The organism is Pseudomonas sp. CM27 (assembly GCF_013179515.1).
GTDB lineage: Bacteria > Pseudomonadota > Gammaproteobacteria > Pseudomonadales > Pseudomonadaceae > Aquipseudomonas.
Genome location: NZ_JABMCN010000204.1, coordinates 1 through 11,039, shown reverse-complemented (window position 1 = coordinate 11,039; position 11,039 = coordinate 1). Strand labels below are relative to the sequence as shown.

The following is an 11,039-nucleotide window of genomic DNA, read 5'->3' as shown; positions in this document are numbered from 1 at the left end:
TTCTGGAGCCCCTTCGTCAAGGACCTGGTGCCTTACGTGCCGGGCGAGCAGCCCAAACTGGCCCGCCTGGTCAAGCTGAACACCAACGAAAACCCCTACGGCCCGTCGCCCAAGGCGCTGGAGGCCATGCGCGCCGAGCTGAACGACAATCTGCGCCTTTATCCAGACCCGAACGGCGACCGGCTCAAGCAGGCGGTCGCCGAGTATTACGGCGTGACTGCGGCGCAAGTATTTGTCGGCAATGGCTCGGACGAAGTGCTGGCGCACATCTTCCACGGCCTGTTCCAGCACGATGCCCCGCTGCTGTTCCCGGACATCAGCTACAGCTTCTACCCGGTTTACTGCGGCCTGTACGGTATCGCCTTCGAACAGGTGGCGCTGGACGAGCAGTTCCAGATCCGCATTGGTGACTACAACAAGCCCAACGCCGGCATCATCTTCCCCAACCCCAACGCGCCGACTGGCTGCCTGATGCCGTTGCAGGCGGTGGAGCAGCTGCTGCAAGCCAACCGTGATTCGGTGGTTGTGGTGGATGAGGCCTATATCGATTTTGGTGGCGAAACAGCCATCAGCCTGGTGGACCGCTACGACAATCTGCTGGTCACCCAGACCTTGTCGAAATCGCGCTCGCTGGCCGGCCTGCGGGTTGGTCTGGCAGTGGGTCACCCGGACCTGATCGAGGCGCTGGAGCGGATCAAGAACAGCTTCAACTCTTATCCGCTGGACCGTGCGGCGATCGTCGGTGCTGCGGTGGCGTTCGAGGACCGCGAGTACTTCGAGGCTACCTGTCGCAAGGTGATCGACAGTCGCGAAGTGCTGGTTGGTCAATTGCAGGCCAAAGGTTTCGACGTGCTGCCATCGGCGGCCAACTTTATCTTTGCCCGTCACCCGCAGCAGGACGCCGCTGAGCTGGCGGCCCGTTTGCGCGAGCAAGGGGTGATCGTGCGCCACTTCAAGCAGCAGCGTATTGCCCAGTTCCTGCGGATCACCATTGGCACGCCGGAGATGAACCAGGCGCTCCTTGATGCGTTGAACTGACGGCAGTCCCTGTGGCAGCGGCCTTGCACGCCAATCGTGACGCAAGGCCGCTGCCACGATGTTCAATAGCCGCTTTCTTCGATGACAACCGCCTTGGGCTCTGGCCTGTTGCGTACCGCCGCCGGTGTTCCGTCGAGCACCAGCACATAGTCGTTCTGCTGCTTCATCCCCTCCGGATCGCGCCATTGCCCGCCTGCGGCCGGCACCTGCGCCACCACATGCCCGTTCTTCAAAATGCTCAGATGGCCGCTGGCGTTACTGTTCCAGCGCAGCTGCCCTTTGCTTTCATCCGCCCGTGCCTTGCGCACCCCGGTGTTTCCCAGCAAGGGCGTCCCGTCCAGTAACCAGTCCGGCTGCAGTTTCAACCCCATGTGGCGCAATAGGGTCGGTGCAACCGAGGTTTGCGCGGGCAGGCTGTACAGGTGGTTCGGGCCGGGGTTTTCCGCAGGAATGCCGGGTTGCGTAAACTCCTGGTTCAGCGGCTTGTTGCTGGCGATGAAGATGGTCTTTTCCTGTTCCGACAGCCCGCCGTGGCCTTTGCCCCAGTAGTCGCGGCCATGGTCGGTGCTGACCATCACCAGCCAGTCTTCCTGCGGATACCTGCGCCGCCGCTCATCGACCTTGTCCAGCAACTGGCCAATCTGGTTGTCGACCTTGCGCAGCGCGCGCTGGTAACGATCACCAAAACCTCTGTCGTGGCCGGCCTGGTCCGGTTCGTCGAGCTGGATGAAGGTGAAGTCCGCGGGCGTGTTGCCAAGGATCTGCAGCGTACGCTCGATCACCTGCTCATCCGATAAACCACTTTCACGCACATCTGCGCCATGCGCATCTTCCAGCATGAATGCCGTATTCAGCGGCGACCAGTTGACCACGCTGGCCAGGTAGGCGTTGGGCATGGCCATGCGCAGCCGCCTGAACAGGCTGGGGAACGCCCGGTCAACCCGCAATGATTCGTCGTTGGAGGTAACGCCATGCTTGTTGCTCCACACGCCGGTCAGCAGCGTCACCCAGCCTGGGCCGCTCAGGGTCGGCTGCTCGCTGCCCCTGCCGTTGACCCCGCCAGCGTAGGCTTTGCCGTAATACAGCCGCTGCCTTAGGTGGGTGGCGTCACCCAGCAGCAGGTATCGCTCCAGTTGCACACCGTCCAGGCCAATGAACAAAGCCTTCGGGCGGCTGCGCTGTTGCGCCGGATCACAACCGGGCAGCAAGGTGAGGAACATCAATAGCAGCAGGCTCGCTCGTCGCATGCAAAGGCATCCTTGAAGGTATGCTGCGAGCGTTGCAACAAAGCGTATTCTCCACAACTGGCAAAAATGACAGGTGGTTTACGCCATTGACCGGGATCCAGTAAGCTGCAGCAATTCATCGGATGATTGGTTGAGTGGGATGGGTACAGAGCTGACCAGGCGTTCCTTGGTCGAATTGGCTGTGGAATCGATGCGCGAGCGCATTCTGCAGGGCGACTGGCAGGTAGGGCAGCGTCTGCCAACCGAGCCGGAACTGGCCTTGCAGCTTGGCATCAGCCGCAATACCGTGCGCGAAGCCATGCGGGTGCTGGCCTTCAGCGGCCTGGTGGAAATCCGTCAAGGCGACGGCAGCTACCTGCGCACCGCCCAGGACCCGCTGCAAGCGGTGCAGGCGATGTCGCGCTGCAGTGCCGAGCAGGCCCGGGAAACCCGCCATATCCTGGAAACCGAAGCGATTGGCCTGGCGGCCCTGCGCCGTACCGCTGCCGACCTGCAAGCACTGCGCGATGCCTTAGGCAGCAGTGCCGGGCATTTTCATGGTGATGTCGACGCTTATGTGGCCTGCGACCTGGTGTTTCACCAACGGCTGGTAGATGCCGCTCACAACCCGGCGTTAAGTGAGCTGTACCGCTACTTTTCCGGGGTGGTCGCTGCCGCGCTGCAGCAGAACATGGCGACCGTGCCGCGTTGCCAGGCCACGTTCGACCTGCATGGACAGATCCTCGACGCCATCGAGCAACGCGACGCGGAGCGGGCCAAGCGCCTGAGCCGTACCCTCATCGAATCCTGACCCCGAGAAGGCCATGGCTGAATCCATCACTCGCAATACCCCGCCCGACCCGCGCGATCTCGATGAGCTGCTGATCGACGCTGAAGCCGACGACGAGCAGGTCCAGCAACAGCCGGTGCTGCTGCGCAGGCCCTGGTTGCTGTTGCTCGGCCTGGTGCTGGTGGCCTTGAACCTGCGTCCGGCGTTGTCGAGCATGGCGCCGGTGCTGGGCCAGGTCTCCGAAGGCCTGGGGCTGAGTGCGTCGCAGGCAGGCTTGCTGACCACCTTGCCGGTGCTGTGCCTGGGCTTGTTCGCCCCGCTGGCGCCGCTGCTGGCGCGGCGCTTTGGCAGTGAGCGAGTGATCGTGGGCATTCTGCTCACCTTGGCGCTGGGGATTGTCGTGCGCAGTACCCTGGGGGCCGCCGGGGTTTTCCTTGGTAGCCTGATGGCGGGAGCCAGCATCGGTATCATCGGCGTGCTGCTGCCCGGTATCGTCAAGCGCGATTTCCCCCAGCACGCTGGCACCCTGACTGGCGTGTACACCATGGCGCTATGCCTGGGCGCGGCCATGGCTGCCGGGGCTACTGTGCCCCTGGCGCAGCATTTCGACGACAGCTGGGCGGTGGGGCTGGGCTTCTGGGTGCTCCCGGCCTTGCTGGCCATGCTGGTGTGGCTGCCACAGGCCCGTCAGGGGCATGGCTTGCACAAAGTAGCCTACCGGGTGCGCGGCCTGTGGCGTGACCCCTTGGCCTGGCAGGTGACCCTGTACATGGGGCTGCAGTCGTCGCTGGCCTACATAGTATTTGGCTGGTTGCCATCGATCCTGATCGGCCGCGGCCTGAGCCCTACAGAGGCGGGGCTGGTGCTGTCGGGGTCGGTGATCGTGCAATTGGTCAGTTCCCTCAGCGCACCCTGGCTGGCGACCCGCGGCAAGGATCAGCGCCTGGCGATCGTGATGGTCATGCTGATCACCTTGGCGGGCTTGTTCGGTTGCCTGTACGCGCCGATTTCGGGGCTATGGGGTTGGGCGGTGGTGCTGGGCCTGGGGCAGGGGGGGACCTTTGCCCTGGCGCTGACCCTTATCGTGCTGCGTTCGAAAGATGCTCATGTGGCGGCGAACCTGTCGAGCATGGCTCAAGGCGTAGGTTACACCTTGGCGTCCATGGGGCCGTTTGCAGTAGGGCTGGTACATGACATGACCGGCGGCTGGGCGGCGGTGGGCTGGATTTTTGCCGTGCTGGGGATTGGCGCCATCGTGTTCGGGTTGGGTGCCGGGCGTGCTTTGCATGTGCAGGTGACCAGCGAGAGGGTTTGAGGAAAATGTTGGCAGTGCCGGCCTCTTCGCGGGTAAGCCCGCTCCCACAGAATCTGTGCCTGCTCTGGGCCTGTCACTTTCCTGTGGGAGCGGGTTTACCCGCGAAGAGGCCGGCACTGGCGTAAGCCGTCGGGGCAGATTATCGTGCTGCTTTCGATCCCAGCACGGACCCGCCCATGAGCGACGCCAACCGCGACCTGATCACCCGTTTCTACCAGGCCTTCCAGCGCCTGGACGCCGAGGCCATGGTGGCCTGCTACAGCGATGATGTCGTTTTCAGCGACCCGGTCTTCGGCACCCTGCGCGGCAAGGACGCGGGTGACATGTGGCGCATGCTCACCAGCCGTGCCACAGACTTCACCCTTGCGTTCGACAGCGTCCGCGCCGACGAACGTGGTGGTGGTGCGCACTGGGTGGCGACTTACCTGTTCAGCCAGACCGGCCGTGTCGTGGTCAATGACATCCAGGCGCGCTTTGTGATTCGTGATGGGTTGATCTGCCAGCACGACGACAGCTTCGACCTGTGGCGCTGGTCACGGCAAGCGCTGGGCGTGCCCGGGGTGCTGCTCGGCTGGTCGCCGCTGGTGCAGAACAAGGTCCGCCAGCAAGCGTTCAAGGGCCTGCGGGCATTTCAGCAGGCCCGTGGTGAGTGAGGTCGTCGTGCATGCCATAGGCAAACCCTGGTTTGTCTATCTGGTACGGGCGGCGAATGGTTCGTTGTATTGCGGTATCAGTGACGACCCGCAGCGGCGCTTTGCCGCGCACCAGAAGGGGCGGGGGGCGCGGTACTTCAAGACCAGCCCGGCCCAGGCGCTGGTGTATGTGGAGCAGTGGCCGGACAAGGGTGAGGCGTTGCGGCAGGAGCGGCTGGTGAAGCGGCTGCGCAAGTCGGCGAAGGAGGCGTTGGTCGCCTCCTATGATGCTTCTTGCATGATTTAGGGCTGCAAGGCAGCCCCCAGGGCCATCAGTCCTTGCGTCGTTTCAACTGGTCCACCAAGGTGGTCGGCAGCCCTTTGATGATCAAGGTCCCGGCTTCCTCGTCATACTCCACCTTGTCCCCCAGCAGATGCGCCTCGAAGCTGATCGACAGCCCTTCGGCGCGCCCGGTAAAGCGGCGAAACTGGTTAAGGGTGCGTTTATCCGCAGGGATTTCCGGCGACAGGCCGTAATCCTTGTTGCGGATGTGATCGTAGAACGCCTTGGGGCGGTCCTCGTCAATCAGGCTCGACAGCTCTTCCAGGGTCACCGGTTCGCCCATCTTGGTCTGCGCAGTGGCGTACTCGACCAGGGTCTGGGTCTTTTCGCGCGCGGACTCTTCGGGCAAGTCCTCGCTCTCGACAAAATCACTAAAGGCCTTGAGCAGGGTGCGGGTTTCACCCGGGCCATCAACGCCTTCCTGGCAGCCGATGAAGTCGCGGAAATACTCCGAGACCTTCTTGCCGTTCTTGCCTTTGATGAACGAGATGTACTGCTTGGAATTCTGGTTGTTCTTCCACTCCGACAAATTGATGCGCGCCGCCAGGTGCAGTTGGCCCAGGTCAAGATGGCGCGAAGGCATCACGTCCAGTTCGGCGTTTACCGCCACACCCTCGCTGTGGTGCAGCAGGGCGATTGCCAGGTATTCGGTCATGCCTTGCTGATAGTGGGCAAACAGGATGTGGCCACCGGTGGACAGGTTCGACTCCTCCATCAGCTTTTGCAGATGCTCCACGGCCACGCGACTGAACGCGGTGAAGTCTTTCTCCTTTTCCAGGTATTGCTTCAGCCAGCCGCTCAGCGGGTACGCACCAGACTCGCCGTGGAAAAAGCCCCAGGCCTTGCCTTGCTTGGCGTTATAGCTGTCGTTGAGGTCGGTCAGCAGGTTTTCGATGGCATCGGAAGCGGCCAGTTCGTTATCGCGGGCATGCAGCACGGCGGGGCTGCCATCAGGCTTTTTGTCGATCAGGTGAACGATGCAATGACGGATTGGCATGGGATTCTCGGCGAGCTGCAAAAGTCGTCAAGTTTAACCCAGACACAAGGTGGTGCAGTGGCCGGATGTTGGCAGAAATGCCGGTTGTTCGTTTTTTGTTCAAATTTGTGCGATTAAGGCTAAAACCCCCGAAAAACCTGCATTAAATCGAAGTGCGCAGCGGATATTTATCCGTTCCTGTGGTAGCTTTGCGCGGTCTTGTGCACCTCGTGTGGCGCATTGCTGGCAGCGTGCTGTCGTCGTGTCGAACCAAACGCCGATTTACGTATCTAGATACGGGATTGGCGCGGCCCTCCACTTACAGGGGCTGGCCCGATAACGTCGTAGTTCGCTGCATAACCATCGAATTTGATAGGGAAGGAACATCACCATGGCATTGACCAAAGACCAACTGATTGCCGACATCGCCGAATCGATCGCCGCGCCAAAAGCCACCGCCAAAAACGCGCTGGAGCAACTGGGCCAGATCGTTGCCGACCAGCTGGAAAACGGCGCTGAAATCACTCTGCCAGGCATCGGCAAGCTGAAAGTCTCCGAGCGTCCTGCCCGTACCGGCCGCAACCCTTCGACTGGCGCTGCCATCGAAATCGCTGCCAAGAAAGTCGTCAAGTTCGTACCAGCCAAAGTGCTGACCGACGCTATCAACAAGTAATTGTTGACGCTTTGACGAAACCGCGCCCGGCTTGCCCGGGCGCGGTTTTTTCATGCCTGTGATTTACTGCGGGTGCGCCAGGCCTGGCGCGCAGCGTCGTCATGGAAGCTCCAGGCGACCATGCGGCTCTGCTTCTGCCCTTGGCCCATTTCGACAATGCGCACGGCCTTGGCGCCGGCCTTCTTGAGTGCAGCCTCGATCCCCGGCAGATTGCTGGCCTTGGACACCAGGCTGGTGAACCAGAGTACCTGCTCGGCGTATTGCACGCTTTCTCCCGCGAGCTGGGTAACGAAGCGGATTTCGCCGCCCTCGCACCACAGCTCGTTGTTCTGGCCACCGAAGTTCAGCACCGGCAGCTTGCGCTTGGGGTCCTGCTTGCCAAGGTTCTTCCACTTGCGCTGGCTGCCACGAGTGGCTTCATCGCGCGAGGCATGGAAGGGCGGGTTGCACAGGGTCAGGTCGAAGCGTTCGTCGTCCTGCAGCAGGCCGGTGAGGATGTGCGCTCGCTTGGCCTGCAGGCGCAGGGTGATGGCCTTGGCCAGGCCATTGGCCTGGATGATGGCCTTGGCCGAGGCCAGGGCTACCGGGTCGATGTCCGAACCGAGGAAACGCCAACGGTAGTCGCTGTGGCCCAGCAGCGGGTAGATGCAGTTGGCTCCTACGCCAACGTCCAGTACGCGCACCTGGGCGCCTTTGGGGATTTCACCGGCGTTATCGTCAGCCAGCAGGTCGGCGGCCACGTGGATGTAGTCGGCGCGGCCGGGGATCGGTGGGCACAGATAATCGGCCGGAATGTCCCAGTGCTGGATGCCGTACTGGGCCTTGAGCAGGGCGCGGTTGAACACCCGCACGGCTTCGGGGTTGGCGAAGTCGATGCTGGGTTTGCCGTGTGGGTTGGTGATGGTGAACCGCGCCAGGTCAGGGTGGGCCTTGATCAGGCTGGGGAAGTCGTAGCGGCCCTGGTGGCGGTTGCGCGGGTGCAGGGTGGGTTTTTCGGTCATGGTCGGATCCTGAAAAGCATCGCCGGCAAGCCGGCTCCCACAGGTACGGTGCTTTCCTGTGGGAGCCGGCTTGCCGGCGATGGGCTGCGCAGCAGCCCGCTATGGCTTCACTTTTGGTTACAGCGCTGCAATCCGCGCATGCTGCTCGGTGAAGTTGGCCAGGGCCTGTTCGGACTCGGCCAGCTTGGCGCGCTCTTTCTCGATTACCGCAGGCGGTGCCTTGTCGACGAAGGCCGCGTTGGACAGCTTGCCACCGACACGCTGGACTTCGCCTTGCAGGCGCTGGATTTCCTTGTTCAGGCGCGCCAGCTCGGCATCCTTGTCGATCAGCCCGGCCATCGGCACCAGTACCTGCAGGTCACCTACCAGGGCGGTGGCCGACAGCGGCGCTTCGTCGGCATCGCTCAGTACCGTGAACGACTCGACCTTGGCCAGCTTCTTCAGCAGTGCCTCGTTTTCCTGCAGGCGGCGCTGGTCGTCGGCGTTGGCGTTCTTCAGGAACAGCGGCAGCGGCTTGCCCGGGCCAATGTTCATTTCGGCGCGGATGTTGCGCAGGCCGACCATCAGCTCTTTGAGCCACTCGATGTCGCCTTCGGCAGCGGCGTCGATGCGAGCTTCATTGGCCACTGGCCACGGCTGCAGCATGATGGTCTTGCCTTCGATGCCGGCCAGCGGCGCGATGCGCTGCCAGATTTCTTCAGTGATGAACGGCATGAACGGGTGCGCCAGGCGCAGCGCCACTTCCAGCACGCGCACCAGGGTGCGACGGGTGCCACGGGCGCGCTCGACCGGGGCATTCTCGTCCCACAGTACGGGCTTGGACAGCTCCAGGTACCAGTCGCAGTACTGGTTCCAGATGAACTCGTACAGCGCCTGGCTGGCCAGGTCGAAGCGGAACTGCTCCAGCTGGCGGGTCACTTCGGCTTCGGTGCGCTGCAACTGCGAGATGATCCAGCGGTCAGCCAGCGACAGCTCGTAGGCTTCGCCGTTCTGGCCGCAGTCCTCGCCCTTGTCCAGGACGTAGCGGGCGGCGTTCCAGATCTTGTTGCAGAAGTTGCGGTAGCCTTCGACGCGGCCCATGTCGAACTTGATGTCGCGGCCGGTCGAGGCGAGCGAGCAGAAGGTGAAGCGCAGGGCGTCGGTGCCGTAGCTGGCGATACCTTCGGGGAACTCGGCCTTGGTCTGCTTGGCGATCTTCTCGGCAAGCTTTGGCTGCATCATGCCGCTGGTGCGTTTCTCCAGCAGGGCGTCGAGGGTGATGCCGTCGACGATGTCCAGCGGGTCCAGCACGTTGCCCTTGGACTTGGACATCTTCTGGCCCTGGCCGTCACGCACCAGGCCGTGCACGTACACGGTCTTGAACGGTACTTGCGGAGTGCCGTCCTCGTTCTTGATCAGGTGCATGGTCAGCATGATCATGCGCGCAACCCAGAAGAAGATGATGTCGAAGCCAGTCACCAGTACATCGGTGGAGTGGAACTTCTTGAGGAACTCGGTCTGCTCCGGCCAGCCCAGGGTGGAGAAGGTCCACAGGCCCGAACTGAACCAGGTGTCGAGCACGTCGTCGTCCTGGCGCAGGACCACGTCGGCGCCCAGGTTGTGCTTGGCGCGCACCTCTTGCTCGTTGCGGCCGACATACACCTGGCCGGCCTCGTCGTACCACGCCGGGATACGGTGGCCCCACCACAGCTGGCGGCTGATGCACCAGTCCTGGATGTCACGCATCCAGGAGAAGTACATGTTTTCGTACTGCTTGGGCACGAACTGGATGCGGCCATCTTCCACTGCAGCGATGGCAGGTTCTGCCAGCGGCTTGGTGGAGACGTACCACTGGTCGGTCAGCCACGGCTCGATCACGGTGCCCGAACGGTCGCCCTTCGGCACTTTCAGAGCGTGGTCGTCGATGCTCACCAGCAAACCTTGGGCGTCCAGGTCGGCGACGATCTGCTTGCGCGCGACGAAGCGGTCAAGATTGGCGTACTGGGCCGGCAGGCTGGTGTCGACCTGCTCGTTGATGCTGCCGTCGAGGTTGAACGCCTGGGCGCTGGCCAGCACGAAGGCGTTCTTGTCGAAGATGTTCAGCAGCGGCAGGTTGTGGCGCTTGCCGACTTCGTAGTCGTTGAAGTCGTGGGCCGGGGTGATCTTCACGCAGCCGGTACCGAACTCGGGGTCGCAGTAGTCGTCGGCGATGATCGGGATGCGGCGGCCGACCAGGGGCAGTTCGACGAACTTGCCGATCAGTGCCTGGTAGCGTTCGTCACCTGGGTTGACCGCAACGGCGGCGTCACCCAGCAGGGTTTCCGGACGGGTGGTGGCAACGACCAGGTAGTCCTTGCCTTCGGCGGTCTTGGCGCCGTCGGCCAGCGGGTAGCGCAGGTTCCACAGGTGGCCTTTCTCGTCGTGGTTCTCCACTTCGAGGTCGGAGATGGCCGTGTGCAGCTTGGTGTCCCAGTTGACCAGGCGCTTGCCGCGGTAGATCAGGCCGTCCTCGTGCAGGCGCACGAAGGCTTCCTTGACCGCTTCGGACAGACCGTCGTCCATGGTGAAGCGCTCGCGGCTCCAGTCTACCGACGAGCCCAGGCGACGGATCTGACGGCTGATGTTGCCGCCGGACTGGTCCTTCCATTCCCAGACCTTGTCCAGGAACTTTTCGCGGCCCAGGTCATGGCGGTTCTGGCCCTTGGCCTCGAGCTGGCGCTCGACCAGCATCTGGGTGGCGATACCGGCGTGGTCGGTGCCTGGCTGCCACAGGGTGTCACGGCCTTGCATGCGGCGGAAACGGATCAGGGCGTCCATGATCGCGTTGTTGAACCCGTGGCCCATGTGCAGGCTGCCGGTCACGTTCGGCGGCGGGATCATGATGGTGTAGGACTCGCCTGCACCTTGTGGGGCGAAATAGTTCTCGGACTCCCAGGTGTTGTACCAGGAAGTTTCGATGGCGTGCGGCTGGTAGGTCTTATCCATGCGCGGCGGGACCCTGTGCATTAATTCGGGAAAGCCGGGAAGTATAACCAAGCTGGGGGCCGCAGGCGACAAGCTGCTGCT

At 62.6% G+C, this 11,039-nt stretch carries 10 protein-coding genes; 6 read left to right on the top strand and 4 right to left on the bottom strand.

Annotated elements, in window-relative coordinates; genetic code table 11:
• Nucleotides 1-1,038: histidinol-phosphate transaminase (gene hisC, locus HP547_RS21875; protein WP_172287408.1), on the top strand; the 1,038-nt coding region annotated here is incomplete at its 5' end.
• A gap of 62 nt (nt 1,039-1,100) precedes the next feature.
• On the opposite strand, the gene HP547_RS21870 is transcribed toward hisC, so the two are convergent.
• Complete coding sequence (locus tag HP547_RS21870; protein WP_172287407.1) at nt 1,101-2,285, bottom strand: alkaline phosphatase family protein; 1,185 nt, start codon at nt 2,283-2,285, stop codon at nt 1,101-1,103.
• 139 nt (nt 2,286-2,424) lie between these two features.
• Between HP547_RS21870 and HP547_RS21865 the strand changes: the two genes are divergently transcribed.
• The 4 genes from HP547_RS21865 (at nt 2,425) to HP547_RS21850 (ending at nt 5,308) form a co-directional block, all read left to right on the top strand.
• Entirely contained in the window at nt 2,425-3,075 is a 651-nt protein-coding gene (locus HP547_RS21865; protein WP_172287406.1) for a FadR/GntR family transcriptional regulator, read from the top strand.
• A gap of 13 nt (nt 3,076-3,088) precedes the next feature.
• Nucleotides 3,089-4,369, top strand: a complete 1,281-nt coding sequence (locus tag HP547_RS21860) for an MFS transporter (protein WP_172219209.1) — start codon at nt 3,089-3,091, stop codon at nt 4,367-4,369.
• 176 nt (nt 4,370-4,545) lie between these two features.
• A complete protein-coding gene (locus HP547_RS21855) occupies nt 4,546-5,022 on the top strand; it encodes a nuclear transport factor 2 family protein (protein ID WP_172219211.1) in 477 nt (158 codons plus the stop codon).
• Nucleotides 5,015-5,308: a GIY-YIG nuclease family protein gene (locus HP547_RS21850; protein WP_172219213.1), complete on the top strand. Its 294-nt coding sequence runs from the start codon at nt 5,015-5,017 to the stop codon at nt 5,306-5,308. The genes HP547_RS21855 and HP547_RS21850 overlap by 8 nt, the downstream gene beginning before the upstream one ends.
• 25 nt (nt 5,309-5,333) lie before the next feature.
• On the opposite strand, the gene yejK is transcribed toward HP547_RS21850, so the two are convergent.
• Entirely contained in the window at nt 5,334-6,341 is a 1,008-nt protein-coding gene (gene yejK / locus HP547_RS21845) for a nucleoid-associated protein YejK (protein ID WP_172219215.1), read from the bottom strand.
• A gap of 370 nt (nt 6,342-6,711) precedes the next feature.
• Here yejK and HP547_RS21840 point away from each other — a divergent pair, with 370 nt between their 5' ends.
• Nucleotides 6,712-6,993, top strand: a complete 282-nt coding sequence (locus tag HP547_RS21840; protein ID WP_003255106.1) for an HU family DNA-binding protein — start codon at nt 6,712-6,714, stop codon at nt 6,991-6,993.
• A 50-nt stretch (nt 6,994-7,043) separates the two neighbouring features.
• On the opposite strand, the gene rlmF is transcribed toward HP547_RS21840, so the two are convergent.
• Together rlmF and HP547_RS21830 are read right to left on the bottom strand one after the other, a co-directional pair.
• On the bottom strand, nt 7,044-7,994 hold the full coding sequence (gene rlmF / locus HP547_RS21835; RefSeq protein WP_172287405.1) for a 23S rRNA (adenine(1618)-N(6))-methyltransferase RlmF: 951 nt from the start codon (nt 7,992-7,994) through the stop codon (nt 7,044-7,046).
• Between the two features lie 117 nt (nt 7,995-8,111).
• Nucleotides 8,112-10,958 carry a valine--tRNA ligase gene (locus HP547_RS21830; protein WP_172219226.1) on the bottom strand — a complete coding sequence of 949 codons (2,847 nt, stop codon included), beginning with the start codon at nt 10,956-10,958 and terminating at the stop codon, nt 8,112-8,114.
• Nucleotides 10,959-11,039 lie beyond the last annotated feature (81 nt).